This is a genomic window from Bacteroides sp. D20 (genome assembly GCF_003436255.1).
Taxonomy (GTDB): domain Bacteria; phylum Bacteroidota; class Bacteroidia; order Bacteroidales; family Bacteroidaceae; genus Bacteroides; species Bacteroides uniformis.
This window is the reverse complement of record NZ_QSOO01000012.1, coordinates 116,129-140,116: the sequence shown is the minus strand read 5'-3', so window position 1 is coordinate 140,116 and position 23,988 is coordinate 116,129. Positions and strand designations below refer to the sequence as shown.

30 protein-coding genes and 2 pseudogenes are annotated in these 23,988 nt (G+C 47.9%); 21 read left to right on the top strand and 11 right to left on the bottom strand.

From position 1 onward, the window contains the following. The 17 genes and pseudogenes from DXD78_RS13595 to DXD78_RS13515 form a co-directional block, all read left to right on the top strand. Positions 1 to 354 (top strand): DUF3408 domain-containing protein, encoded by a 354-nt coding sequence (locus tag DXD78_RS13595; protein WP_117652786.1) that lies wholly within the window; start codon positions 1 to 3, stop codon positions 352 to 354. Further along, positions 335 to 616 (top strand): DUF3408 domain-containing protein, encoded by a 282-nt coding sequence (locus DXD78_RS13590; RefSeq protein WP_255419756.1) that lies wholly within the window; start codon positions 335 to 337, stop codon positions 614 to 616. Before DXD78_RS13595 ends, DXD78_RS13590 begins: the two co-directional genes overlap by 20 nt. After that, positions 613 to 1,329 carry a conjugal transfer protein TraD gene (locus DXD78_RS13585; RefSeq protein ID WP_117652782.1) on the top strand — a complete coding sequence of 239 codons (717 nt, stop codon included), beginning with the start codon at positions 613 to 615 and terminating at the stop codon, positions 1,327 to 1,329. The genes DXD78_RS13590 and DXD78_RS13585 overlap by 4 nt, the downstream gene beginning before the upstream one ends. Positions 1,330 to 1,530: 201 nt before the next feature. Continuing rightward, entirely contained in the window at positions 1,531 to 1,842 is a 312-nt protein-coding gene (locus tag DXD78_RS13580) for a DUF4134 domain-containing protein (protein WP_117652785.1), read from the top strand. Positions 1,843 to 1,852: 10 nt separating this feature from the next. Next, a complete protein-coding gene (locus tag DXD78_RS13575) occupies positions 1,853 to 2,185 on the top strand; it encodes a DUF4133 domain-containing protein (protein WP_117652781.1) in 333 nt (110 codons plus the stop codon). After that, positions 2,182 to 4,686: a TraG family conjugative transposon ATPase gene (locus DXD78_RS13570; RefSeq protein WP_117652780.1), complete on the top strand. Its 2,505-nt coding sequence runs from the start codon at positions 2,182 to 2,184 to the stop codon at positions 4,684 to 4,686. The genes DXD78_RS13575 and DXD78_RS13570 overlap by 4 nt, the downstream gene beginning before the upstream one ends. Positions 4,687 to 4,730: 44 nt before the next feature. Next, complete coding sequence (locus DXD78_RS13565; RefSeq protein WP_181980757.1) at positions 4,731 to 5,114, top strand: DUF3876 domain-containing protein; 384 nt, start codon at positions 4,731 to 4,733, stop codon at positions 5,112 to 5,114. 26 nt (positions 5,115 to 5,140) lie between these two features. Beyond that, entirely contained in the window at positions 5,141 to 5,770 is a 630-nt protein-coding gene (locus tag DXD78_RS13560) for a DUF4141 domain-containing protein (protein WP_117652778.1), read from the top strand. Positions 5,771 to 5,773: 3 nt separating this feature from the next. Then, positions 5,774 to 6,778 (top strand): conjugative transposon protein TraJ, encoded by a 1,005-nt coding sequence (gene traJ / locus DXD78_RS13555; RefSeq protein WP_117652777.1) that lies wholly within the window; start codon positions 5,774 to 5,776, stop codon positions 6,776 to 6,778. Between the two features lie 31 nt (positions 6,779 to 6,809). Then, entirely contained in the window at positions 6,810 to 7,433 is a 624-nt protein-coding gene (gene traK, locus DXD78_RS13550; protein WP_004308925.1) for a conjugative transposon protein TraK, read from the top strand. Positions 7,434 to 7,438: 5 nt separating this feature from the next. Continuing rightward, positions 7,439 to 7,747, top strand: coding sequence for a TraL conjugative transposon family protein (locus DXD78_RS13545; RefSeq protein ID WP_117652776.1), 309 nt, complete (start codon positions 7,439 to 7,441; stop codon positions 7,745 to 7,747). Next, positions 7,728 to 9,083 (top strand): conjugative transposon protein TraM, encoded by a 1,356-nt coding sequence (traM, locus tag DXD78_RS13540; RefSeq protein ID WP_117652775.1) that lies wholly within the window; start codon positions 7,728 to 7,730, stop codon positions 9,081 to 9,083. The genes DXD78_RS13545 and traM overlap by 20 nt, the downstream gene beginning before the upstream one ends. 54 nt (positions 9,084 to 9,137) lie before the next feature. Then, on the top strand, positions 9,138 to 10,196 hold the full coding sequence (gene traN, locus DXD78_RS13535; protein ID WP_117652774.1) for a conjugative transposon protein TraN: 1,059 nt from the start codon (positions 9,138 to 9,140) through the stop codon (positions 10,194 to 10,196). A gap of 2 nt (positions 10,197 to 10,198) precedes the next feature. Continuing rightward, on the top strand, positions 10,199 to 10,774 hold the full coding sequence (locus DXD78_RS13530; protein WP_005809192.1) for a conjugal transfer protein TraO: 576 nt from the start codon (positions 10,199 to 10,201) through the stop codon (positions 10,772 to 10,774). A gap of 8 nt (positions 10,775 to 10,782) precedes the next feature. Continuing rightward, on the top strand, positions 10,783 to 11,673 hold the full coding sequence (locus tag DXD78_RS13525) for a toprim domain-containing protein (protein ID WP_117652773.1): 891 nt from the start codon (positions 10,783 to 10,785) through the stop codon (positions 11,671 to 11,673). Positions 11,674 to 11,684: 11 nt separating this feature from the next. Further along, on the top strand, positions 11,685 to 12,191 hold the full coding sequence (locus DXD78_RS13520; RefSeq protein ID WP_117652772.1) for a DUF3872 domain-containing protein: 507 nt from the start codon (positions 11,685 to 11,687) through the stop codon (positions 12,189 to 12,191). After that, positions 12,188 to 12,532, top strand: a pseudogene (locus tag DXD78_RS13515) (hypothetical protein); the annotation flags it as partial. The gene DXD78_RS13520 and the pseudogene DXD78_RS13515, both read left to right, overlap by 4 nt. 140 nt (positions 12,533 to 12,672) lie before the next feature. Here DXD78_RS13515 and DXD78_RS13510 read toward each other — a convergent pair. The 3 genes from DXD78_RS13510 to DXD78_RS13500 all read right to left on the bottom strand — a co-directional run bounded on the left by DXD78_RS13510 (position 12,673) and on the right by DXD78_RS13500 (position 16,233). Further along, on the bottom strand, positions 12,673 to 13,713 hold the full coding sequence (locus tag DXD78_RS13510) for a tyrosine-type recombinase/integrase (protein ID WP_005642461.1): 1,041 nt from the start codon (positions 13,711 to 13,713) through the stop codon (positions 12,673 to 12,675). Further along, positions 13,703 to 14,596 carry a tyrosine-type recombinase/integrase gene (locus DXD78_RS13505; RefSeq protein WP_158561371.1) on the bottom strand — a complete coding sequence of 298 codons (894 nt, stop codon included), beginning with the start codon at positions 14,594 to 14,596 and terminating at the stop codon, positions 13,703 to 13,705. The genes DXD78_RS13510 and DXD78_RS13505 overlap by 11 nt, the downstream gene beginning before the upstream one ends. Before the next feature lie 422 nt (positions 14,597 to 15,018). Then, the gene (locus DXD78_RS13500; RefSeq protein WP_005642464.1) at positions 15,019 to 16,233 is read right to left on the bottom strand and encodes a tyrosine-type recombinase/integrase; all 1,215 of its coding nucleotides are present in this window, start codon (positions 16,231 to 16,233) and stop codon (positions 15,019 to 15,021) included. A 130-nt stretch (positions 16,234 to 16,363) separates the two neighbouring features. On the opposite strand from DXD78_RS13500, the pseudogene DXD78_RS13495 reads away from it, so the two are divergent. The 3 genes and pseudogenes from DXD78_RS13495 to metK form a co-directional block, all read left to right on the top strand. Further along, a pseudogene (locus tag DXD78_RS13495) lies at positions 16,364 to 16,573 on the top strand (lysozyme); the annotation flags it as partial. Positions 16,574 to 16,733: 160 nt separating this feature from the next. Continuing rightward, positions 16,734 to 17,525 carry a hypothetical protein gene (locus DXD78_RS13490; protein ID WP_005809185.1) on the top strand — a complete coding sequence of 264 codons (792 nt, stop codon included), beginning with the start codon at positions 16,734 to 16,736 and terminating at the stop codon, positions 17,523 to 17,525. After that, positions 17,512 to 18,570, top strand: coding sequence for a methionine adenosyltransferase (gene metK, locus DXD78_RS13485; RefSeq protein WP_005809183.1), 1,059 nt, complete (start codon positions 17,512 to 17,514; stop codon positions 18,568 to 18,570). Before DXD78_RS13490 ends, metK begins: the two co-directional genes overlap by 14 nt. A 102-nt stretch (positions 18,571 to 18,672) precedes the next feature. On the opposite strand, the gene DXD78_RS13480 is transcribed toward metK, so the two are convergent. From DXD78_RS13480 to DXD78_RS13445, 8 genes are read right to left on the bottom strand one after another with little or no spacing between them, the layout of a single operon-like run. Next, positions 18,673 to 18,981 (bottom strand): hypothetical protein, encoded by a 309-nt coding sequence (locus DXD78_RS13480; protein WP_008645427.1) that lies wholly within the window; start codon positions 18,979 to 18,981, stop codon positions 18,673 to 18,675. A 53-nt stretch (positions 18,982 to 19,034) separates the two neighbouring features. Continuing rightward, positions 19,035 to 19,340, bottom strand: a complete 306-nt coding sequence (locus tag DXD78_RS13475; protein WP_080594362.1) for a hypothetical protein — start codon at positions 19,338 to 19,340, stop codon at positions 19,035 to 19,037. Then, positions 19,280 to 19,510, bottom strand: a complete 231-nt coding sequence (locus tag DXD78_RS13470; protein ID WP_005809176.1) for a DUF3873 domain-containing protein — start codon at positions 19,508 to 19,510, stop codon at positions 19,280 to 19,282. The genes DXD78_RS13475 and DXD78_RS13470 overlap by 61 nt, the downstream gene beginning before the upstream one ends. 22 nt (positions 19,511 to 19,532) lie before the next feature. Beyond that, positions 19,533 to 19,790: a hypothetical protein gene (locus DXD78_RS13465; protein ID WP_117652769.1), complete on the bottom strand. Its 258-nt coding sequence runs from the start codon at positions 19,788 to 19,790 to the stop codon at positions 19,533 to 19,535. Positions 19,791 to 19,814: 24 nt separating this feature from the next. Then, the gene (locus tag DXD78_RS13460; protein WP_117652768.1) at positions 19,815 to 21,098 is read right to left on the bottom strand and encodes a PcfJ domain-containing protein; all 1,284 of its coding nucleotides are present in this window, start codon (positions 21,096 to 21,098) and stop codon (positions 19,815 to 19,817) included. After that, on the bottom strand, positions 21,095 to 21,523 hold the full coding sequence (locus tag DXD78_RS13455; RefSeq protein ID WP_117652767.1) for a PcfK-like family protein: 429 nt from the start codon (positions 21,521 to 21,523) through the stop codon (positions 21,095 to 21,097). Before DXD78_RS13455 ends, DXD78_RS13460 begins: the two co-directional genes overlap by 4 nt. Before the next feature lie 16 nt (positions 21,524 to 21,539). After that, positions 21,540 to 21,755, bottom strand: coding sequence for a hypothetical protein (locus DXD78_RS13450; RefSeq protein WP_117652766.1), 216 nt, complete (start codon positions 21,753 to 21,755; stop codon positions 21,540 to 21,542). A 7-nt stretch (positions 21,756 to 21,762) separates the two neighbouring features. Further along, positions 21,763 to 22,098: a molybdenum ABC transporter ATP-binding protein gene (locus tag DXD78_RS13445; protein ID WP_117652765.1), complete on the bottom strand. Its 336-nt coding sequence runs from the start codon at positions 22,096 to 22,098 to the stop codon at positions 21,763 to 21,765. A 1,141-nt stretch (positions 22,099 to 23,239) separates the two neighbouring features. On the opposite strand from DXD78_RS13445, the gene DXD78_RS13425 reads away from it, so the two are divergent. Beyond that, entirely contained in the window at positions 23,240 to 23,986 is a 747-nt protein-coding gene (locus DXD78_RS13425; RefSeq protein WP_005829254.1) for a FadR/GntR family transcriptional regulator, read from the top strand. Positions 23,987 to 23,988: the final 2 nt, after the last annotated feature.

Genomic DNA, 23,988 nt, shown 5'->3' with positions numbered 1-23,988 from the left:
ATGAATCAGGAAAAGAACCAGAAAAACAGAAGTCCGCACCATGACGGCGGAGGTATGCTTGCCCAAGTGCAGGCGAGTGTGGAAATCCTGTCGCCCGTGCCGGTAAGCGGCAAATGTGGAGAAAAGGACTATGAACGGTTTTTCATCCGTGAACCCGAAGTAAAGGCACGCGAGGGGAAGATGGCATACGTGCGCCCGGAGTACCACGACCGCATCATGCGCATAACCCGTGTGATCGGGCATGACAGGCTATCGCTGTCCGCCTACATCGACCATGTGCTTACACACTACTTCAACCAGTGCGAAGAGGCGATAAAGAGCCTTTACGCCCGGAATTACGACGCAGTATTTTAATCATCAAAAAGGAAAAGAAATGAGAAGAAAAAAGAATGACTATCGTGCCTTCCTGAAAAAATCAGGCTTCAAGGCAAGGGAAGGGAAACAAGTGTCCATCAGCAAAGAGACCCATGACAAGGTTGCTATGATTGTCCGCTGGCTGGGTGATGGTGAAGTCACAATGGCCGACTTCACTGAGAACGTGGTAAGCGAGTTTCTCCGTACACACCGTGACGAACTGAACCGTATGTTAAACGCAGTCCCCAGAGTAGAACTATGAACATGACTGACATTCTCCTGACCGTATCGGTCGGCTGCAACCTGTGGTTCCTGTTCCTGCTGCTCTACGACCGCATCATGGAAACGAGATTCGTCCGCTTCCTTAAAGGCATTGCCGGGCTATGGCGGTCATTGGGCGGCACGGAGGTGAAGCAGGAAACGGCACGGGAAACACCTCCCGCAGAAACATCGGACATCATCGGCAAAACCCGTTTCAAGATGGCATCAACCCGGACAACCGCTGCCATACCGACGCAAGAAGCCGCCACTTCGGAAAAAGGCATTGAGCTGTCGGAGGAAGAGGCTACTTTTGACGACGGAAACACGGAAACCGTGTCCCGCCCGGCACAAGTTCCGGAGGAAAAACTCGATGAAACCTTCACGAGCATCCCGCCTTCGGAACTGGAGTTCGGGGAGGATGAACCGGAGAACGGAACGCCCGACACACCGAGAGCTACGGGAAGCAGTTTTGACGAGATAGACGATGCGGTCAGGGCAGCCAAGAACCCGGAAGCGACAACGGCAGACCGGGAACGTGCGGCAAAGGTCTTCTCCGATATGGAAGGAACGGAACTGTACGAGAAACTGATGTCCGGCTCGACGGAACTGAGCATCCGTATCAAGGGGCTTATCGAAGTCCGGCTGAAGAAGCCGAAAAAGGAATTTACCGTACCCGACAACATTGACGAGTTCAATATCCGGGACTATGTATAACGACTAAAAAGAGTGGAAATGAAAACGTAAGACGGCATCACACCATGCGCACGGCAGTACAAGGTACAGCCAACCCGCAACGGACACACCCAAGTCCGTGGAAACAAACGGGCAACCACTAAACCAAAGTAAAGTAATCAAGTATCAACCGCCCGAAAAAGGACTATCCACCCTTTGGACGGCACAAAACAAGAACAGTTTATGAACAAGAACATCAGACAAAAGTTAATCATCTCTGCGGCACTTATGATTGCCGCAACCGCCTCCGCATTTGCGCAGGGAAACGGTATCGCAGGTATCACGGAAGCTACTTCTATGGTCACCAGTTACTTTGATCCGGGCACTAAGCTGATTTACGCCATCGGCGCGGTAGTCGGGCTTATCGGCGGCGTGAAAGTCTATGGCAAGTTCTCGTCCGGCGACCCCGACACGAGCAAGACAGCCGCCTCATGGTTCGGGGCTTGTATCTTCCTGATTGTCGCTGCGACTATCCTGCGCTCATTCTTCCTTTAATAAACAATGTATGGCTGAATACCCGATAAACAAAGGTATCGGCCGTCCGGTCGAGTTCAAGGGTCTAAAGGCTCAGTACCTCTTCATCTTCTGCGGAGGTCTGCTGACTCTCTTCGTCCTGTTCGTCATCCTCTACATGGTCGGCATCGACCAGTGGGTATGTATCGGCTTCGGCGCGGCATCGTCTTCCGTCCTCGTATGGCAGACCTTCGCGCTGAACGCCCGGTACGGCGAACACGGGCTGATGAAATTGGGAGCGGCAAGGAGCCATCCCCGATACCTTATCAACCGGCGGCGGATCACCCGATTATTCAAACGGCAACGAAAGGAAGAAACGACATGAGAAATACATCCAAAATGACAACACTGGAAAACAAGTTCCCGCTATTAGCTGTGGAGCATGGTTGCATCATTTCCAAAGACGCCGACATCACGGTGGCTTTCGAGGTGGAACTGCCGGAGCTTTACACCGTGACGGGCGCGGAGTACGAGGCGATACACGGTTGCTGGTGCAAGGCTATCAAGGTGCTGCCGGACTTCTGTGTCGTGCATAAGCAGGACTGGTTCATCAAGGAACGCTACAAGCCGGAGTTACAGAAAGACGACATGAGTTTCTTGAGCCGCTCCTTTGAACGCCACTTCAACGAGCGTCCGTACCTGAAACACACCTGCTATCTCTACCTGACCAAGACGACGAAGGAGCGTAACCGGATGCAGAGTAACTTCAGCACGCTGTGCCGTGGGCATATCATCCCGAAAGAGCTGGACAGGGAAACCGCCGGAAAGTTCATGGAAGCCGCCGAACAGTTCGAGCGCATCATGAATGACAGCGGCTTTGTGAAACTCCGCAGGCTCGCCACCGATGAGATTGTCGGCACGGAGAAATCCGCCGGACTGATCGAGCGTTACTTCTCGCTCATGCCCGAAGACAACGCGACCCTGCAGGACATCGACCTCTCGGCAAAGGAGATGCGCATCGGCGACAACCGCCTCTGCCTGCACACCCTCTCCGACGCTGAGGATATGCCCGGAAAGGTGGCTACCGACATCCGGTACGAGAAACTCTCCACGGATCGAAGCGACTGCCGCCTCTCCTTTGCCTCTCCCGTGGGATTGCTGCTGCCCTGCAACCACATCTACAACCAGTATGTGATTCTGGACAACAGCGAGGAGAACCTGCAGAAGTTCGAGAAGTCCGCCCGCAATATGCAGTCGCTCTCCCGATACAGTAGGAGCAACAGCATCAACCGCGAGTGGATAGAGCAATACCTGAACGAGGCGCACTCCTACGGGCTGACCTCAGTGAGGGCGCACTTCAACGTCATGGCATGGAGCGACGATGCGGAGGAGCTGAAGCATATCAAGAATGATGTGGGCAGCCAGCTTGCCAGTATGGAGTGCGTGCCGCGCCACAACACCATCGACTGCCCGACGCTCTACTGGGCGGCGATGCCCGGCAACGCGGCGGACTTCTCGGCGGAAGAGAGTTTCCACACCTTCATCGAGCAGGCGGTGTGCCTCTTCACGGAGGAAACCAACTACCGCAGTTCGCTCTCGCCCTTCGGGATCAAGATGGTGGACAGGCTGACGGGAAAGCCGTTGCACCTCGACATCAGCGACCTGCCGATGAAGCGGGGCATCACCACCAACCGCAACAAGTTCGTGTTAGGTCCTTCGGGCAGCGGCAAGTCGTTTTTCATGAACCACCTCGTGAGACAATATTACGAGCAGGGTACGCACGTGGTATTAGTGGACACGGGAAACTCCTATCAGGGCTTGTGCGAGATGATCCGGCGCAAGACAAACGGGGCGGACGGCGTGTATTTCACCTACACGGAGGAGAAACCGATTTCGTTCAACCCATTCTACACCGATGATTACGTGTTCGACGTGGAGAAAAAGGACAGCATCAAGACATTGCTGCTGACGCTCTGGAAGTCGGAGGACGACAAGGTGACGAAGACGGAAAGCGGCGAACTGGGCAGTGCGGTGAACGCATACATCGAACGTATCAGGGCTGACCGGGGCATCGTCCCCTCGTTCAACACCTTCTACGAGTATATGCGCGACGACTACCGCCGTGAACTGGCGGAACGTGAGATAAAGGTGGAGAAGTCCGACTTCAACATCGACAATATGCTCACCACCATGCGGCAGTATTACCGGGGCGGACGCTACGACTTCCTGCTTAACTCCACGGAGAACATCGACCTGCTCGGCAAGCGGTTCATCGTCTTCGAGATTGACAGTATTAAGGAAAATCGCGAGCTTTTCCCGGTCGTGACCATCATCATCATGGAAGCCTTCATCAACAAGATGCGCCGTCTGAAAGGCGTGCGCAAACAGCTGATAGTGGAAGAGGCTTGGAAGGCTCTCTCTTCGGCGAACATGGCTGAGTACCTGCGCTATATGTACAAGACCGTGCGCAAGTATTACGGGGAGGCAATCGTGGTGACGCAGGAGGTGGACGACATCATTTCCTCGCCCGTGGTCAAGGAGAGCATCATCAACAACTCCGACTGTAAGATACTTCTCGACCAGCGGAAGTACATGAACAAGTTTGATGCCATACAGTCCCTGTTGGGGCTGACGGAGAAGGAGAAGTCGCAGATACTCTCCATCAACATGGCGAACAACCCGTCAAGGCTCTACAAGGAAGTGTGGATAGGACTGGGCGGCACGCAGTCGGCGGTCTATGCCACCGAAGTTAGTGCTGAAGAGTATCTGGCGTACACCACCGAAGAAACGGAAAAAGTAGAGGTTTACCGTCTGGCGGAGCAGTTGGGCGGCGACATTGAAGCCGCCATCCGGCAGCTTGCCGAAAGACGGAGAAACAAGGAATAGGCAATAAGTAAAAACAGATTCATCAACTAAAAAAGAAAATGCGTATGAGTATATCAAGAACGAAAATGCTGCAAGTCAGCAAGTGTTTAATCGGGCTGGCGGTCATGGTGCTACAATCCTGCGATGTAGCGGACAACCGCCGTGACCTGCTTTGTGGGAACTGGGAAAGCTTGGAAGGAAAGCCCGACGTGCTTATCTACAAGGAGGGCGAAGCCTATAAGGTGACGGTATTCAAGCGGAGCGGGCTGCGCCGCAAACTGAAGCCGGAAACCTATCTCTTGCAGGAGGAGAACGGCAACCTGTTCATGAACACCAGATTCCGTATCGACGTGTCCTACAACGAAGCGACGGACATCCTGACCTTCTCGCCCAACGGGGACTATGTGCGCGTGAACCCGAAACCGGACCATCCGATAAGCGAACAATAACGATAACCACTAAAATCCAAAGTAACATGAGAACAAGAATGACACTTATTATCTGCCTATGCCTGTTTGCAATCGGCAGGGCAAGCGCACAGTGGGCGGTGATAGACCCGTCCAACATCGCGCAGAGCATCGTGAACACTTCCAAGAACGTGGTACACACTTCCACGACCGCCCAGAATATGATAAAGAATTTTCAAGAAACGGTGAAGATTTACGAGCAGGGTAAGAAGTATTACGACGCACTCAAATCCGTGAACAATCTGGTAAAGGACGCCCGGAAGGTGCAGCAGACCATCCTGATGGTGGGTGACATCACCGACACCTATGTAACCAGTTTCCAAAAGATGATGCGTGACGACAACTTCACGGTGGAGGAACTGGGAGCCATCGCCTTCGGCTACACGAAGCTGCTGGAGGAATCCAACGATGTGCTGACGGAGCTGAAGAACGTGGTGAACATCACCACGCTCTCCATGACAGACAAGGAGCGCATGGACGTGGTGGAACGCTGCTACTCCAAGATGAAGCGTTACCGCAACCTCGTGAGCTACTACACCAACAAGAACATCAGCGTGAGCTACCTGCGGGCAAAGAAGAAGAACGACCTCGACCGCATCATGGGGCTGTACGGGAATGCCAACGAAAGATACTGGTAGCCTATGGATTTCGACAACCTTCACCAGATTCTGCGCTCCCTCTACGAGCAGATGATGCCGCTGTGCGAGGACATGGCGGGCGTGGCGAAAGGCATCGCCGGGCTGGGAGCGTTGTTCTACGTCGCATATCGCGTTTGGCAGTCGCTGGCGAGAGCCGAGCCGATAGACGTGTTCCCCATGCTCCGCCCGTTTGCGATAGGTTTGTGCATCATGTTCTTCCCGACGGTGGTATTGGGTACGATAAACAGCATCATGTCGCCCGTCGTGCAGGGTACGGCAAAGATGCTGGAGGCGGAAACGCTGGACATGAACCGATACCGTGAGCAGAAGGACAAACTGGAATACGAGGCGATGATGCGCAACCCCGAAACCGCCTATCTCGTGTCGAACGAGGAATTTGACAAACAACTGGAGGAACTGGGCTGGTCGCCCGGTGACATGGTGACGATGGCGGGAATGTATATCGAGCGCGGGATGTACAACATGAAGAAGGGCATCCGCGACTTCTTCCGCGAGATATTGGAACTGATGTTCCAAGCCGCCGCCCTCGTGATAGACACCATCCGCACCTTTTTTCTTGTGGTGCTGGCGATACTCGGTCCGATAGCCTTCGCCATATCGGTGTGGGACGGCTTCCAAAGTACGCTCACACAGTGGATATGCCGCTACATTCAGGTCTATCTGTGGCTGCCCGTGTCGGATATGTTCAGCACCATACTGGCGAAGATACAGGTGCTGATGCTGCAAAGCGACATCGAACGGATGCAGGCTGACCCGAACTTCTCGCTGGATTCGAGCGACGGAGTGTACATCGTCTTCATGATAATCGGTATCATCGGCTACTTCACCATCCCCACGGTGGCGGGCTGGATTATCCAAGCCGGAGGCATGGGAAGCTACGGTCGCAACGTGAACCAGACGGCAGGACGAGCCGGAGGCATGGCGGGCAGCGTGGCGGGTGCAGCCGCAGGCAACATGGTCGGACGTGCCGGAAAGCTGCTGAAATAATCAACTGACAATTAAAAACGAATAAACAACAATGGAATTTAAGTCACTCAAAAACATCGAATCATCGTTCAGGCAGATACGCCTGTTCGGTATCGTCTTCCTCTCGCTGTGCGCCGTGATAACGGTATGGAGCGTGTGGAGTTCCTACCGCTTCGCGGAGCGGCAACGGGAAAAGATTTACGTGCTGGACAACGGCAAGTCGCTGATGCTGGCTCTCTCGCAGGACTTGTCGCAGAACCGTCCGGCGGAGGCAAGGGAACACGTGCGCCGCTTCCACGAACTGTTCTTCACGCTCTCGCCCGAAAAGAGCGCGATAGAGCATAATGTGAAACGCGCCCTGCTGTTAGCGGACAAAAGTGTGTACAACTACTATTCGGACTTCGCCGAGAAGGGGTACTACAACCGCATCATCGCCGGGAACATCAACCAAGTGCTGAAAGTGGACAGCGTGGTGTGCGACTTCAACGGCTATCCCTACCGTGCCGTGACCTACGCCACGCAGAAGATCATCCGGCAAAGCAACGTCACCGAGCGCAGCCTCGTGACGACGTGCCGTCTCTTGAACTCGTCCCGTTCGGACGACAATCCCAACGGTTTCACCATCGAGGGATTCACCATCATCGAGAACAAGGATTTACAAACCATCAAAAGGTAACTGACATGAAGAAAATCAGGAAATCATTTTGGCGTGCGTACTGGAAGCTCCACGACAAAAAGAAAATGCTGGTGGCAAGGCTCAAAGGCTATCTGGACGGTTTGCCCCCGAAGACACGCAAACGCATCGTGCTGGCGATGCTCACCGCCTTCGCGGTGCTTGCCCTCTACACCTTCGGCAAAGCCGTCTATGACATCGGCAGGAATGACGGCAGCCGGATAGTAACAGACCATGCCGGACAGGTGGAACTGTCCGTGAAGCCGGAAAACAATCACAACGTAATACCTTATTTATATGGAACAGACGAAGAATGAACCCAAAAATGAGAACAAGGCGGCTCCCGACAACGGGAAACCGAAGAAGGAGCGCAAGCCGCTGACCGAAGCCCAAAGGTTGAAACGTCAGAAAATGATAGTGCTGCCCGCTATGGTACTGGTATTTATCGGGGCGATGTGGCTGATATTCGCCCCATCTTCCGACAAGGAGCAGCAACCGGGGACGGGTGGTTACAATATCGAAATGCCCGATGCTGACAAGGCGAACCGCCAGATCATCGGCGACAAGGCGAAAGCCTATGAGCAGGGAGCGATGGAGGAACGGCAAGAGAACCGCAGCCGCGCCATGCAAGAACTGGGAGATATGTTCGACCGCGAGGTGGCGGAAACGGACGGTGGCAGGGACTTCGACCTTGCCAATCCCGGAAATGCGGAAGAAGCAACATCAACATCATCCGCTCCGAAAACCATCCAATCCTCCGCAGCCGCCTACCGTGACCTCAATGCCACGCTCGGCAACTTCTATGAGCAGCCGAAGAACGACAACACGGAAATGGACGAATTGTTGGAGCGTATCGCCTCGCTGGAATCGGAACTGGAGAGCGAGAAAGGCAAGGCGTCCGCTATGGATGACCAAGTGGCACTCATGGAGAAGTCCTACGAGCTGGCGGCGAAGTACATGGGCGGTCAGAACAATGGCAAGCCGGAACCGGTGCAGGCGGCAGAGCCTTATCTCGTACAGAAAACCGGAAAGAACACGGCTGCACCTGTCAGGCAGGTGACGCATCAGGTGGTATCCTCGCTCTCACAGCCGATGAGCAATGCCGAGTTTGTCGCCTCCTTCTCGCAGGAGCGTAACCGCAGTTTCAATACGGCGGTGGGCGTCACGACCGTATCGGACAAAAACACCATATCAGCGTGCGTCTATGGGGCGCAGAGTGTGACGGACGGGCAGGCTGTCAAACTCCGTCTGTTGGAGCCGATGGCGGTGGCGGACAAAATCATTCCCCGTAATGCAGTGGTGGTCGGCACGGCAAAGATCCAAGGCGAACGGCTCGATATTGAAATCACGTCGCTGGAATATGCGGGTACGATTATCCCGGTAGAGCTGGCGGTGTATGACACGGACGGGCAACCCGGTATCTTTATTCCCAACTCGATGGAAATGAATGCCGTCAGAGAGGTTGCCGCCAACATGGGTGGCTCGCTGGGCAGCAGCATCAATATCTCCACCAACGCAGGGGCACAGCTCGCCTCCGACTTGGGCAAGGGGCTGATACAAGGCACGAGCCAGTATATCGCCAAGAAGATGCGTACCGTCAAAGTGCATCTGAAAGCCGGGTACAAGGTCATGCTCTATCAGGACAGAAATTGAAAACAGAAAAAGCAACAACAATCCAATTTTTATTTACCACTAAAATCCAAAGTAATGAGAAAAGTAATCATCATGTTTGCCCTCGCTATGGGCATCGTAACTACCAACGCGCAGGAGAACGTAACCGTTGGAACGGACAATGGAAGTGAACCGACGAATGAAGCGAGAGCAGAGGCAAGCTCGCTTGACTATGCCTTGCAAGGAGGAGGAAGGCAAAGCCAACAACCGACCTTGACAAAGGAGGTCTATCCGCAGAAGGAGGCGGACGGCGACCTGTATCACGGGCTGACAAAGAAGCTGACCTTCGACCGCATGGTTCCCCCGCACGGTTTGGAAGTGACCTACGACAAGACCGTCCACGTCATTTTCCCCTCGGAAGTGCGTTATGTCGATTTAGGCTCGCCCGACCTGATTGCGGGCAAAGCCGACGGAGCGGAGAACGTCATCCGCGTGAAAGCTACCGTGAGGAACTTCCCGAACGAAACCAATATGTCCGTTATAACGGAGGACGGTAGTTTCTATACCTTCAACGTGAAATATGCAGCCGAACCGCTGCTGCTCAACGTGGAGATGTGCGACTTCATCCATGACGGCGAGAAGGTAAACCGCCCGAACAACGCGCAGGAAATCTATCTGAAGGAACTGGGTAGCGAAAGCCCGATGCTGGTGCGCCTTATCATGAAGTCCATCCACAAGCAGAACAAGCGCGAGGTGAAGCACATCGGCTGCAAGCGATTCGGCATCCAGTACCTGCTTAAAGGTATCTACACGCATAACGGTTTGCTCTATTTCCATACGGAGATAAAGAACCAGAGCAACGTGCCTTTCGATGTGGACTACGTCACATGGAAAATCGTGGACAAGAAGGTGGCGAAGCGTACCGCCGTGCAGGAGCAGATCATCTTGCCGCTCCGTGCGCAGAATTACGCCACGCTCGTGCCGGGCAAGAAGAGCGAGCGCACGGTATTCACGATGGCGAAGTTCACCATCCCCGATGACAAATGCCTCGTGGTGGAACTCAACGAGAAGAACGGAGGTCGCCACCAGTCTTTCGTGATTGAAAACGAGGACTTGGTACGTGCCAATACCATCAACGAACTTCAAGTGCGCTGACCATGAGAAAGTACATCGCAATAATCATCGCGTCGCTTGCCCTGTGTACGGGGCAGGCGCACGCCCAGCGATGCCTGCCGAAGATGCAGGGCATCGAGGTCAGGGCGAATATGGCGGACGGCTTCAATCCCGGCGGCAACGACGGCGGATACAGTTTCGGGGCGGCTCTTTCCACCTACACGAAAAAGGGGAACAAATGGGTGTTCGGTGGCGAATACCTGTTGAAGAACAACCCTTACAAGGACGGGAAAATACCCGTGGCGCAGTTCACGGCGGAGGGCGGATACTACTTCAAAATACTTTCCGATGCCCGAAAAATCGTGTTCGTCTATGCAGGGGCTTCGGCTCTTGCCGGATATGAATCAGTGAACTGGGGCGAGAAGGTGCTGCATGACGGCTCCACGCTCCATGACCGGGACGCCTTCATCTACGGTGGTGCGCTGACGCTCGATATGGAGCTTTACGTGGCTGACCGTATTGCTCTGCTTGCCAATCTCCGGGAGCGTTGCCTGTGGGGTGGCGACACGAGGAAGTTTCATACGCAGTGGGGCGTGGGCATCAAGTTTATCATTAACTAACGCACTGCATGGAACGGACGGAAATCGACGCCATGAGGCAGATACCCCTTGCGGACTTCCTCACACGGTTAGGACATGAGCCTGTCCGAAGAAGCGGCAACGAGTTGTGGTATCGTGCGCCATACCGCAATGAGCGCACGCCCTCTTTCCGTGTGAACGTGGCAAAACAGCTTTGGTACGACTTCGGAACGGGCAAGGGCGGTGACATCTTCACGCTTGCCGGGGAGTTTATCGGAAGCAACGACTTCATGGAACAAGTGAAGTTCATAGCGGAAATCGCCAATATGCCTATGCCTGTTCCCGAAGTGAGTAAACCGACTTTCCTGCCTAAACGGTCAGAACCTGCCTTTGAGGGTATGGAAACCGCCCCACTGCTTCATTCTCCACTGACGGACTATCTGGCGGAACGTGGCATCCCTTACGGCATTGCATCCCGGTATTGTTGCCGACTGAATTACGGTGTGCGTGGCAAGCGGTATTTCGCCGTCGGTTTTCCGAACGTAGCGGGCGGCTTTGAAATCCGCAGCCGTTTTTTCAAAGGCAGCGTGCCTCCGAAGGATGTGTCGCTGGTCAAAATGGAAAGTTCTCAGGCTGATGTGTGCAGCGTGTTCGAGGGCTTCATGGACTTTCTTTCCGCCGTCACGCTCGGATTGGAAACGGGCGACTGCCTTGTGCTGAACTCCGTCGCCAATGTGGAAAAGGCTATGAGGTATCTGGACGGTTACGGGCGCATAGACTGTTACCTCGACCGTGACGAAGCCGGACGGCGGACGTTGGAAATGCTGAAAGGACACTATGGGGAACGTGTCTGTGACCGTTCCGCCCTCTATGACGGTTGCAAGGACTTGAACGAGTATCTGCAACTGACAACGAAAAAAGAAATGAACAATAACTTATAAATCAAAAGACAATGAACATACTGAACAACAAGAACAAGAGAATATCAATCTTCAAGGCGTTGGCACTCTGCCTGTTCGCCGCCGTGTCGCTCACGCTTATTTCGTGTGACGACGATATGGACATCCAGCAATCCTATCCTTTCACGGTGGAAACTATGCCTGTGCCGAACAAAGTGACGAAGGGACAGACGGTTGAAATACGCTGTGAGCTGAAAAAGACGGGCGACTTCGCCAATACCCTCTATACTATCCGGTATTTCCAGTTCGAGGGAGAAGGAACGCTGAAAATGGACAACGGTATCACGTTCCTGCCCAATGACCGCTACCTGCTCGAAAACGAGAAGTTCCGGCTGTACTACACGGCGGATGGTGAGGAGGTGCACAACTTCATCGTGGTAGTGGAGGACAATTTCGGCAACTCCTATGAGTTGGAATTTGACTTCAACAACCGAAACGTGAAGGATGACGGGGTTATCACTGTTGTCCCCATCGGGAACTTCAAGCCCCTTACACGATGATGCGTGTATTCATGGCTATCCTCTGTTCGCTTCTGACGGTCTGTTCCGTGTCCGCACGGGACAGCCGCCATGAGGGAACGGACGGGCAGGCGGCTATCTACCGGCTGCCACCATTCGAGAGGGCAGTACGATGCACGAAGTATTTTGAGGGCTGGCATTCGGAAAAACATCACCCGTATGTAGGATATGGACATCGGTTGCAGCCGGGCGAAAGGTATTCGGCACGCACCATGACGAAGCGGCAGGCGGACGCGCTTCTGCGGAAAGACCTGCGGAAGTTCTGCGCGATGTTCCGGCAGTTCGGGAAGGATTCGCTGCTCTTATCCGAAATTTCGGATAACAAGAGTTATCCAAACCAAAATATTATCCCAACTTGACTTTTTACTATATTGAATATCAGTAAATTGTTATATTTTGGTAGCAGATAATAAAGAGTGATTGTTCCATTATTCAAGAACAGTCACTCATTTATTACTAAGTATTATCTCAATCCAAGAACTGTTGCTAATGAATCTTTATTTCTGATTTTCTTATATTTCTTTTCAACGCCTAAAGTCAGATTGTCTTCCATAGAGCATAAAGCTTGTATCATTTGTTCTGATGAAACTCCTACGTATTTCATTGTCGTTTCAATGCTCTCATGCCCCAATAGTTTTTGTATCTGCGCCAAGTTTACACCGTCTTCCAACCAATGGGTAGCCCGTGCATGCCGAAAACTATGGCAATGAAAATCTACAGGAATTTCAAGTAGCCCCTGAGACGCAATCCTAACATACATTTTCAACCGCTTGCTAATCGCTTCTGAAGTGATTTTTTTGTTTGCATGGCCATATATGGGGAAAAATACAAAATCAGAAGGTAACGGATTTGCCGGATGGAACAACTTCACATAATGTCTCAGTATTCTTACCATGCTGTTCAACAAATAAATGGTACGTTGTTTATTCCCTTTACCCAAAACAAGAATGTAACCTTTCGTTTCATCCAGGTGCAGTGCCGACAGCCTCAATGATAATATTTCATCTATTCTTGTTCCGGTACTATATAGAAGATTGAACAAGGCAAAATCCCTCTTACCTATCAATGTACGTGTATTGATGCTTGCAAAAATCCGTTTGATTGTATCTTTTGTGATTACTTCCACTTGTTTTTTAGGTTGCTGCATTCTTTTTATTTCAGCGGCATCACAATCATATTTTATGAATTGGATTTTCTTGTGCGCAAGGAAACGGAGGAAATTTTTCAATATGGAGAGGCGATGATTGCATGTTTGCGGGCTGCATTTTCTTACTTCTTTCAGCCACGCAATCCATTCTTCAATCCAGTCCTTACGGAAGCATTCCCCACAAAGGGTATTTGATGTGACTCCTTTTGAGGATTCAAGGAAGTCTATATAGATTCCCATTCCCTCTCCGTATGATTTTAAAGCGTTATGGCTCAGATTCCTTATACACGGAAGATAGACCGTATGCCACTCATGGATGGCATCGGCGATAATTGAATGTTCTGCTTTAGTCTTCATATTCAAAATAGTCGTTTAAATCAGGCAAAAGTTCTTCATACCCACATCCTGTCAGATTTTCCAACTGGTGTGCAAACAGCGGTACAAGCCTGTAATAATATAATGTGTTTTGAATGTAACGGTGTCCCATGGAACGGCTGAGATATAAGAGTTTGTCCATCCATTCAATGCCGCAGTGATCCCAACCGTTTATGTTCACGACCGCATAGTGACTGCGAAAATCATATGCTCTTGCGTGTGCCGTACTGACTTTCTTCCATACTTTCTTAAAACTTGCCGTTACCCATTCTCCGGAATATGGTTTGTCATACTCGTTAGGAAAGAATGTCTTTCTTCCGGGCATGAGATTTTCCATTTTGACATTATACATCTGCAATAGCGACCACATGGATTCGTGCAAGGCAACCCGATGTTCATCTATGCTCTTTGTGTATCTTATATTTATAACACCGGATTGCAAGTCTACGTCTTCTACTCTGAGCAGACGGGCTTCTGTTGTACGCATCCCTGTACTGTACAAAAGTCGGAAAAAGACCGGAACTTCCACTTTCATAAGCGCAGCCCTCATGTCACGGCAATTTATTGGAGGTTCGAGATTGTCCGCTTCATTAAAGAATCTTGCAAGCTCTTCTGGAGTAAACGGATGTGGTTCGAATGATGTGACATTGACTCTTGGAATGGTGGATGGAAGAGGAATATTTACAAAACCACGGCTATTCGCATATTTCAGAAATCCTCTGACACCTACAATTCTGTTATTGCATGACTTTGCGGATTCCGTTTTTTTCTTCTTGCAATAATCAAGGACAATTTCTTCTGTAAGAACTTCGGCTGACGGATAATTTTGAGCGCAGAAGTCATTGAAACGGCGAATCTTGTCCATTGTCCGCCTACTGAATTTCCCAGAAGCTCTTTTGTAAAGTTCATATTTCTTGACTATATGGGATATTGCGGAATAAGAGTATGGCTGTTCTGAAACAGGAATACGCTTTGGCTTAGGTGTGTATTTTATATCCGGAGGATATGATGGCAATTTGAACGGTGCCCCATATTTCGACCGGATATAACGGATGAAGCGCCTCAAAATAATGCATCTGTTACGGTTTGTATAATAGCTTTCCTTATCTGTCCTTGATGCCCATCCGGAGATAATATCATCCGACAGCACTCCGCCATGATTCATACAGTACTTGGCGAAAGAGTTCAGGTATATGCGGGTTATATAGTCACATTTTCCGATACCGGAGATGAAATTGACATATTCAGACATCAAATCTGCAAATTGGGGTAGATGTGAATCTGTTTTCATTCGAACAACTCCTTTCTTATTGGATAACATTCAATATTGATTCCGCATTCTCTCAGATGAGGGATGTCAGCATCTATATATGGGACTATAGATGAAGAACAGATATGTCCTAAAATATGGCTGATGACCCTAATCTCGGTACCTTTACCAAGTAATTTAGAGGCGAGGTTGTGCCGAAATACGCTGACTCCACGCCCGGATTCACCTTTTCTAAGGTTTAGTTTCTCAAAGACTGTATTGACAATGGTGCCGATACTTTTGTTCTCCAACCTTTCTGTCGTATTCTTCTTGTTGGGAAACAGATACACGGATCCGGCCTCATTGTCCCGTTCATTCCGTATGTAATCAAACAATGAGTTTCCAACATGGGGAAGAAGGGGCAACACTATCGGATTACCAGTCTTTTCCTGGACGAAGCTGACTCGTTCCTTCTTCCAATCTATGTCTGTCAATTTCAAGTTGGCAATGTCACATCCTCTTATGCCAGTATATAAAGCCAATGAAACTATAGCTTTTTCCCTGAAAGTCAAAATATTGTTAGAGTCTGACAAAGCATTTTTTATCACATTGATTTCATCATCCTTAAGATAGTTGAAGTTTTTCCTTTCATATTTCAAATCAGGGAAATAACCTAATACTTTTTTCATGTCGTATAAATCCCCCAACTCTTTAAGGGCTGACGCTATGTGACCGCAATATGTCCTTGAACGCTTTTGCTGTTCTTCTTTAAGGAAAAAGGACAAAACATGTTCTTCTTTGATTTCATCCAATGAAGAGACGTGGAACTTTTGCATCTCAAAAAGGAACATTGTAACGGCATCGGTTTCCATTTTTACTGTGGACTTCTTTTTATGTTCTGCGGCACGCTTCCGATAAATGTCTATAACTTTCCGAAAACTGGGGTTAAGCATATTATACCTGGAAGGATAGCATAACGGAACAAAGGACTTCTTGTCCGGGTAGTGCCCAAATTCATCATATGCTTGGATAGTACGTAAATGCATCATCCTAAGATCCAATGTCGCTTTTGTATATCCCCTTGTACGGATAAACTTTTCTGCAAACTGTTCATACGAATGAAAACATCCTTCATGTTCAAAAAGAAGTCTTAAAACAAATTTTACTCCTTTGATGTACTGAATGTCATAACCACGGGAAACGAGGTTGTCCAGTAACTTTTTCTGGCTTAATTTTAACTGTGCTATATTCATATTCTTCCTATTGGCTTTAGTGCCATTAGCAAAGATATAGGAATGTATTATCCAAACCTATTCATCCTATAACAGAATGATTTACAGAATAAAAAACTATATTTTTAGGATAATGCTGGGGTTTGGATAACTCTTGCTTGCCACGCTCGCCTACAATGTCGGTCCGTACCGTCTGTTGGGAAGCGGAAAGATACCCAAAAGCACGCTGATCCGAAAGTTGGAGGCAGGCGATAGGAACATCTATCGGGAGTATATCGCTTTCTGCAACTACAAGGGTAAACGTCATGCCATGCTGCTCAAACGGAGAAAGGCGGAGTTTGCGCTACTGTATGTACCATAAAAAGTAAGTGTCCGACAACATAAACTCCGATGAAGTTGGGGATGCTTTATCGGAGTTTATGTTATATCAATATTTTAATTGATGGTCAGTACTTGATTTTACAAGTGACTCATTCAAGTAGTTTCGCTTTTTTCATGTAACTTTGCAAAAAATAAAGGATATGGATAGACAATTACCGTATGAGATAAGCTACAAGACGATTGCTTTTTGGCGCAATATCGAAAATGGATTCCTCTGGAGTACATTCATATGTTCAATATTACTCCAAACGTTCCAAATAAATTGTATAAGCCATTCATTAGATTCTATAAAATGGATTGCTAATTTATTTAATGTTTTGAATTATATTTCTATTATAGGGTATGGTATATTATATATAATCGTAGAAATTATAATGCAACCTATGGCTGCTAATGAAAGACGGAAAGGATTTATCGACAATTCATTAGGCACGAAATTGCTGGAAAAGCCAGTTTTGAATTATTACGATAATGATTCTATTGAGAAAGGACCATATAAAATGTTGGTTAATTGTTATGAGAATTGTTTTTTTACATATAATATCATTAAAGTGATGTTGCCTAAAATGGCAATAAAGAACACAATACTATTTGGTTTGCTTTTGATATTTGCATACTACGGAATAAAAGATAACGTCGTTGCCATACCATTCTTGCAACTATTTTTATCGTCATTGTTCTTAATAGAACTGATATACCACATAGCATTCTTTTTTAGATTAAAGAATTTGTGTGATAAATTCAAACAAATTTTTAGCACACCTAAATCAACTAAAAATAAAACTATTCAGGATGCTATATATATGGTACTTGAATATGAAACGACATTGGCATATAATAAATCTCCGAATAGTAATTCTGTGTACAAAAAACTAAACAATAAATTAACAGAAGAATGGAGCTGTATAAAACAGAATTATGATATTCGATAATTTAGACAAATATACAACAGAAAGTGTATTACAAGGACATCCCGATAAAATATGCGACCAAATAAGTGATGCTCTTTTGGATGCTTTCTTGATGCAAGATTGTAATGCCCATACAGCAATAGAATGCTTGGGAAGTGGTAATAATTTAATTGTTGCTGGAGAAATTAGTACTCAAAATAAAAGGGTTGATATTGAGAAAATTGTCAATGATGTATATCAATCCATAGGCTATTGTGAAAAATTAAACATACTGAACTTTTTGACTTCACAATCAAGACAACTAAATGATGCTGTTATGAACGGTGGAGCTGGCGACCAAGGTATTGTGTATGGTTATGCTATAAACAATCAATATAATTATCTTCCGTATGGTGTATATTTATCTAATTTAATAGCCAAAGAGATTGATACGTATAGAAAGAGCGTAGATTATCTCCTCCCTGATGGGAAAGTACAAGTCACAATTAGCGAAAATAATCTTGAACAATTGATAATCAACGTACAGCATAAGGAGAATATTCATCCAGATTTCATTGAAAATGAAATAAAACAGAAGGTTTTAACTCAACTGATTGATTGTATAAATGTAGATATTCAGATAAATAGGAAATCAAAATTTTATAAAGGTGGGTTTGTTAACGATACAGGATTAACTGGTCGTAAAATAATGATAGACACTTATGGCGGTTTGGTAACACATGGCGGAGGTGCTTTTTCTGGAAAGGATCCGAGCAAAATAGATAGAAGTGCTGCTTACATGGCTCGATTTGTTGCAAAAAACATAGTCGCAAACGGATTAGAAAAAGAATGCAAAATAGCAGTGGCTTATTTGTTTGGAGAAGAACAGCCTACCATGCTAAATGTTTCCACAGACAAAGAATCCAATTCTACAAAATTGAAACAATTTATTCTATCAAAATTCGATTTTAGACCTAATGCAATAATTGAGTTGTTAAAATTAAAGAATCCTATATATCAACCAACTTCTATATACGGACATTTCTCTAATCCTAATTACAATTGGGAACAAATCATATCTTTATAAGACTGGTTTTATCGAAGATTGGCACAGAGGTTTCTTTGCTACTTTCTTTGTCCGCCATCATGCTCACTGAAAGAAAGTAGGGCGGCTTTCGCCGCCCACCTCTCAAAAACGGGTGTAAAGCCCCGTCACCATCGTGAACATTTCCTCCAGCATATCGCAATATATCCCCTCGTGCGTTTCAATGTCCTTCGTCTTACACTCGAATGTCTTTTTACTGAACGTCCTGCGGTAGAAGCGCATATTGTAGAGGTCTGCCCCTGCATCATAGATGATGTCAAGGCGGTTGGCACTCGTCTTGTTCCTCGCAAGGCTCATGCGTAAGCCGTTGCCCATGTCTATGAAGTCTTTGCTTCCCGTCATGGCGGCAAAGCGTCTGCCACCTATCTGCTCCAAAATCGTCTTTGCTATCATATTCATTCTTCTTTGGGTGTTATGTTCGGGCGGTGCGGACACCGCCTAAACGCTCAAAATTCTGTTTTCTCGGCTATTGGTGTGTTCCGTTCCAACCATGTTTTCACACACTCCATATTGTACTCGCTCGTTATGACTGCCGTGTGGCTGTCAATGGCGGTAAACCGACTGCTCTCATAGTCCTCTATCCACCCTTTAAGGGTTTCCACTCCCCACGCTTCGGCATCGTCAAAGATGCCGTCCAATTCCGTGATAGGCTTGCCGAACTTGACTATCAGCGTTTGGTAGCCTGCTTCGTTCATTGCTTGTCCTCCTTTCCTCTTTTTGCCGTCAGCCACTTGTCCCGTGTGGCTCGGCACTCGTCCAACGTGGGTTTCACACAAGAGAACAATTCCCCGTCCGTGTGGCGGTAGTCGTATTGCACAAGTGTCCGCTTGCGTCTGCCGATGCCTGTTTGGAACTTCTCGTATTTCTCTGTCCCTGCTTTCGTGCAGGTGCTTACTCCGTTGATGGTCATCCGTGTACTCATAATCGTTGTTTTTTTTAGATGGTTAGAAATGTACTGACAAAACTCTGTTCTGCATCACCATTTCGGGATTGCTTGTGTAGCGTTGGTGCATGTAGAAATGGTGTGAGCCGAAGCCGTAAAGGAAGAACTTGTCAAGTTCGTGCTTCTCGGCAAAGTCCTTGACACTTGCCCTTAACTGCTCCTCACTTTGACAAAAAGTGAGGAGGTTCATAAACTCAAGGAACACCGAGGGAATTTTATCGTCCCACAAGCAAACCATACTTTCAAATCTTACTTCCATATTGTTCTGTATTATAGGTTAATGTTATGCTGCGTTCATCCGCTGACGGATAAGTTCGGTATTGTCCTCCACAAGCCGGATGATGCGGTCATGGTACTCGGTATTGGAATTGCATACCCCTCTGCTCTGTACCACTTTCAGCGTTTTCAGTGACACTTCTATCGTTTCAATCCTTTTGCCGTCAATGGTGGCGGATAGGATAAGGGAGTTTGCCTTGTTGTGATAACCGCCCACACAATGGTGCATCATCCGTCCTTCCTCCGCCATTTCCTCAACGCTCTCTATGACCTTGATGCAGATAAGGCTGTCGGAGAACACAAGCCCGAAGAAGATACCTTTGGCTTTCAGATAGTTCTTCTCGTCCTCAATCGCCTTTTGCCGTTGCTGTTCCGTCCGCTCACGCTCCCTTTGCAGGTTGCGTTTTCTCACCAACTTATCGTGTTCCGCTTTGAGGTCGGCAGGGCAGACGTATTTCGGGCTGTTCGTGTCCTTGCCGAAATGCCGCAGGAGGTCTATGGTGTCGCACCATACGGAGCCATCCGAAATGGTGTAGCCGTTGCGGATGCAAATCTTGACGGATGCCCAATACCGCTCCATGTCAAAGGAACTGCGGATATAGTGGCGCAACATGGCGTACTGCCCTGCCTTCAAGAGTGTTTCGGCGCGGCTGTCTGAAAGGATAGCCGTGAAAAGGTCATACGGCAGTGTGTTGTGATAGTCCCCCTTGAAGCCGTTGCGTTTCAGTTCGGGGATGAAACGCTGTCGGGGATAGGTACACATAGGTGCTATATCGTATGCGTGAAGTCTGTTGTTCTTGCGTACCTCCATGTCGCTGTATTCAGACCATTGGTCGTAATACAACATTGACATACCACGCAGTCGGGCAACGGTCGTTGTCTTCCCATTGGGTGAAATCCACCTCTGCACCACTTCATAGATGGAATACTCGGCTGCTTGCCCTGCCTTGTATCGGGACTTGACGAAGAAGAAGCGTATCACTTGGTACTGCTTGCTGGTGGTGACAATGGAGAAGTATTCATTCTCGCTGAAAACGCTCTTTCGGGTGCGCAACGCTTCCAACTGCATACCGCAATGGGGGCAGGTGCATCCGCAAAGGGTGTCCGCAAGGTCGTGGTCGCTCTTCCACGAATGTCCGCACTCGGTACAGATGTTCGTGCCGTCCGCTCTCTTGATTGCGTAGTGTTTGAAGCAATGACGGAAAGCGTATGCCTTTTGTGTGGCGGTCAATCTTGGTAGTCGCTTGCTCAGATGTGCGACTTCCTGCTGTATGTGTGTTCTCGGTTTCATAAGCCTAAATCAAATAATGAGGGCTGTTGTACTTCTTGGGCGGTCGCTTTGGTGGCGGTTCTCGGCTTGTTGCGGTTCTGCAACTTGCGGAGTTCCTCGTCTTGGTATTGTCGGATAGCGTTCTGCCGTGCTTCAGCCTTTTCCTCTGCGGTGAGTTCCACCACGTGGTTCACGGCTATCTGACACTGGATAGGCTTGCCCACCTCTATCTCGTTCTCGTCATAGTAGTGTACGGCTTGTCCGTATATCTCCCCGTCCGTGAAGCCGTTGCAACCGCTTTTCTGCACATAGTTCAGAATGTAGGTCACACAATCGTCTATGTTCTTGGCAGGGTTGCGGTAGTTCTTGGCAAAGAGCGCATCTTCCTCCGCACGTTGCTCCAAATACATCTGTATCGTTCTCTTGAAATGGTCTGTCGTTTTCATATCGCTGTCGGTAAGATTAAAGGGTGAATAACCAAAGGATGAAGCCGAATAAGGCGATTGTGGAGAGGATAGCCACGATTATGCCTATCGCCACTCGGAACACTCCGTTTACTATCTCTCTGACGATGCCCCAAAGGATGCCGAACACCCAAAGGGTGGTGCGCACGATTAAGGCGCATATCGCAAGCCCTATGTATTGCGCCATTTGTCTGAAGTCTGCCGTTGCTGTCATATCCTCGCTATTTTTCAAGTTCTACAATGTTATCTATCCTGCCGTATAGGTATCTGCGAAGTCCTGTCTTGTCCGTTGCCTTGTATTCCGCCCAATGTCCGTATTGGCACACGAGGAACGTGCGGAGTACATCGGAGAAGTCAAACCTCCAGCCTTGCAAGGGGACTGCGCTCTTGAAATAAGTATTGCTGTTCACGTTGCGTGTAAGCCAATCCTTTTCCTCTCGGTTCATCTGTCCTCCGTTGTTCAGTTTTTCACGAAGGATGTAAACCTTACTGCCTTTCAGTGCTTCCAATGTCGGCACTTCCCAAGCCACGAATTTTGTTGCCATTGTTGTTTCCATATCCGTTCTGTTTTTTATTTTTAATGCGGATTCAAGAGCTGAGGGAGTTGAGTTTCAAACTATCTTATCTGCCTCTTGTTTATCCGACATTTTTTTTAATGCGTCTTTCTGTCGCATCGGTCGTTTTCGTTTCGGGTGCTTAAAAAGGTAGGGATTAGGGAATGCAAGGTTTTTCGGGAAAAATACTACCCAAAGGGCTGGAGATTTTTCCCGAAAACAGGAGGCTTGACCTTGCTTTCCCGTCAAATCCCGGAATTACCTTTGCGCCCAGAACGGAAATGACTGCCTGATGCGGCTCACTGAAAGGCGCGAAAATGGAGGTAAACGAAAGTAGAGGCAGATTATACAGAAAACTTCAAAAGAGAAATCCGTGAAAAAAGGAAGTCCCCAACAAAAAAAGGACATAGCCAGTAGCGTGAAACCGGGCAAACCACCTGCAAGGAAGTATGGTTTTATCTGTCTGGCCGGACGTGTCGGGGCGGGCAGATAAAATCATTCTTCCCTGTTTGCCTGCTGTGGGTGACGGCTTGTTCCATTTATGGACAAGCGGTCATACACGGCTTTCCGCTTCCGGCTCAAAGGAACAGCGAATAAGAAAAATCATCTGAAAAGCCGTAAAAGCACCTCTTTGGCATAAGCACAAAAGAAATGGGCTTTGCCTCATCAGTCTAAACTGTTGTTTAGGCGTGAGGCAAAGCCCTTTTCTCTGCTTATGCAGTAGTCGGCACACGTTCGTTCAAAATCCTTTTGGGCGATGGTGTACCGACGAATAAAGCCGCTTTTACAGAAAAACTTGTATGAGATAGAAAAAAATCAAGGAGATTCATATCAAAATCTCCCGTTTTATTGTTACTTTTGCATACGAAGAGTTCTTTGAAGGTTACGCAACGCGCAGAAGAATAATGCAGCAGATAACTAACTAAATCGTAACCTATTACTATCATGAGCGATTAACATACGCTCATTCCCAATAAAATACACTCTTTTCGTAACTTCAATTTACAAAAATGCAACACTTTAAAAGTTAATAAATATAAAAGAAGTAATAATATATTCTTTATATGTTGCTTTTATTAAAAATTATCCATTTATTTGTCTGACAAATAATACTAATAGGACTAATAATAACACGATTTAATATATGGAAAACTTAAAAATTGATGGGCAGTCGATTACTTTGGTAGACCAAGTGGAAGACAAGTTATTGAATTATTTCAGAAGTCAGGACTTGAAAGTGGGTGATTCTATCCCTAACGAAATTGAGTTGTCGTCAGCGTTGGGGGTAGCTCGTAGTGTTCTTCGGGAAGCTCTTAGCCGTCTGAAAATGATGGGAATGATTGAAAGCCGTACACGTCGTGGAATGATATTAACTGAGCCTTTCATCTTAGGGGGAATGAAGAGAGTGGTTGATCCCCGTATTATGAGCCAGGAATCACTTCTCGATCTTTTGGGATTCAGGGTTGCCTTGGAGATAGGAATCAGTAGTGACATATTTCATAATATTAAAGAGCAGGATATTATGGAACTGGAAGAGATTGTTAATGCAGGCGTTGCATTGGGGAACAACGAATATGCCAATCTCAGCGAATATACTTTCCATTCAAAACTATACGAAATAACGGGGAATAAGACGATTGTACAGTTCCAAAGCATCATTCATCCGGTTATGAACTTTGTAAAAACCAATTTGAGGGAACGGGTGGAAGCTATAAATATAGAACTGGAGAAAAAGGGAAAGATTGTAACTCACACCGATTTATTGAACTTTATCAAGAATAAGGATGAAATGGGCTACAGAAATGCTATCGAGCAACACTTTTATGTCTATAAGAAGCTGATTTATGATAGGGCAGTGTTAGGAGAACAGAATAAGGGTCAATCACAATAAAA

Coding starts and splice junctions, on each gene's coding strand:
- DXD78_RS13505 (WP_158561371.1), bottom strand. CDS start 14,596: ATGGACAAGATTCGCCGTTTCAATGACTTCTGCGCTCAAAATTATCCG.
- traM (WP_117652775.1), top strand. CDS start 7,728: ATGGAACAGACGAAGAATGAACCCAAAAATGAGAACAAGGCGGCTCCC.
- DXD78_RS13480 (WP_008645427.1), bottom strand. CDS start 18,981: ATGATAGCAAAGACGATTTTGGAGCAGATAGGTGGCAGACGCTTTGCC.
- DXD78_RS13460 (WP_117652768.1), bottom strand. CDS start 21,098: ATGAAACCGAGAACACACATACAGCAGGAAGTCGCACATCTGAGCAAG.
- DXD78_RS13450 (WP_117652766.1), bottom strand. CDS start 21,755: ATGACAGCAACGGCAGACTTCAGACAAATGGCGCAATACATAGGGCTT.
- DXD78_RS13470 (WP_005809176.1), bottom strand. CDS start 19,510: ATGAGTACACGGATGACCATCAACGGAGTAAGCACCTGCACGAAAGCA.
- DXD78_RS13425 (WP_005829254.1), top strand. CDS start 23,240: ATGGAAAACTTAAAAATTGATGGGCAGTCGATTACTTTGGTAGACCAA.
- metK (WP_005809183.1), top strand. CDS start 17,512: ATGATATTCGATAATTTAGACAAATATACAACAGAAAGTGTATTACAA.
- DXD78_RS13595 (WP_117652786.1), top strand. CDS start 1: ATGAATCAGGAAAAGAACCAGAAAAACAGAAGTCCGCACCATGACGGC.
- DXD78_RS13585 (WP_117652782.1), top strand. CDS start 613: ATGAACATGACTGACATTCTCCTGACCGTATCGGTCGGCTGCAACCTG.
- DXD78_RS13545 (WP_117652776.1), top strand. CDS start 7,439: ATGAAGAAAATCAGGAAATCATTTTGGCGTGCGTACTGGAAGCTCCAC.
- traN (WP_117652774.1), top strand. CDS start 9,138: ATGAGAAAAGTAATCATCATGTTTGCCCTCGCTATGGGCATCGTAACT.
- DXD78_RS13500 (WP_005642464.1), bottom strand. CDS start 16,233: ATGAATATAGCACAGTTAAAATTAAGCCAGAAAAAGTTACTGGACAAC.
- DXD78_RS13525 (WP_117652773.1), top strand. CDS start 10,783: ATGGAACGGACGGAAATCGACGCCATGAGGCAGATACCCCTTGCGGAC.
- DXD78_RS13465 (WP_117652769.1), bottom strand. CDS start 19,790: ATGGAAGTAAGATTTGAAAGTATGGTTTGCTTGTGGGACGATAAAATT.
- DXD78_RS13570 (WP_117652780.1), top strand. CDS start 2,182: ATGAGAAATACATCCAAAATGACAACACTGGAAAACAAGTTCCCGCTA.
- DXD78_RS13580 (WP_117652785.1), top strand. CDS start 1,531: ATGAACAAGAACATCAGACAAAAGTTAATCATCTCTGCGGCACTTATG.
- DXD78_RS13510 (WP_005642461.1), bottom strand. CDS start 13,713: ATGAAGACTAAAGCAGAACATTCAATTATCGCCGATGCCATCCATGAG.
- DXD78_RS13490 (WP_005809185.1), top strand. CDS start 16,734: ATGGATAGACAATTACCGTATGAGATAAGCTACAAGACGATTGCTTTT.
- traJ (WP_117652777.1), top strand. CDS start 5,774: ATGGATTTCGACAACCTTCACCAGATTCTGCGCTCCCTCTACGAGCAG.
- DXD78_RS13455 (WP_117652767.1), bottom strand. CDS start 21,523: ATGAAAACGACAGACCATTTCAAGAGAACGATACAGATGTATTTGGAG.
- DXD78_RS13575 (WP_117652781.1), top strand. CDS start 1,853: ATGGCTGAATACCCGATAAACAAAGGTATCGGCCGTCCGGTCGAGTTC.
- DXD78_RS13560 (WP_117652778.1), top strand. CDS start 5,141: ATGAGAACAAGAATGACACTTATTATCTGCCTATGCCTGTTTGCAATC.
- DXD78_RS13445 (WP_117652765.1), bottom strand. CDS start 22,098: ATGGAAACAACAATGGCAACAAAATTCGTGGCTTGGGAAGTGCCGACA.
- traK (WP_004308925.1), top strand. CDS start 6,810: ATGGAATTTAAGTCACTCAAAAACATCGAATCATCGTTCAGGCAGATA.
- DXD78_RS13565 (WP_181980757.1), top strand. CDS start 4,731: ATGAGTATATCAAGAACGAAAATGCTGCAAGTCAGCAAGTGTTTAATC.
- DXD78_RS13520 (WP_117652772.1), top strand. CDS start 11,685: ATGAACATACTGAACAACAAGAACAAGAGAATATCAATCTTCAAGGCG.
- DXD78_RS13530 (WP_005809192.1), top strand. CDS start 10,199: ATGAGAAAGTACATCGCAATAATCATCGCGTCGCTTGCCCTGTGTACG.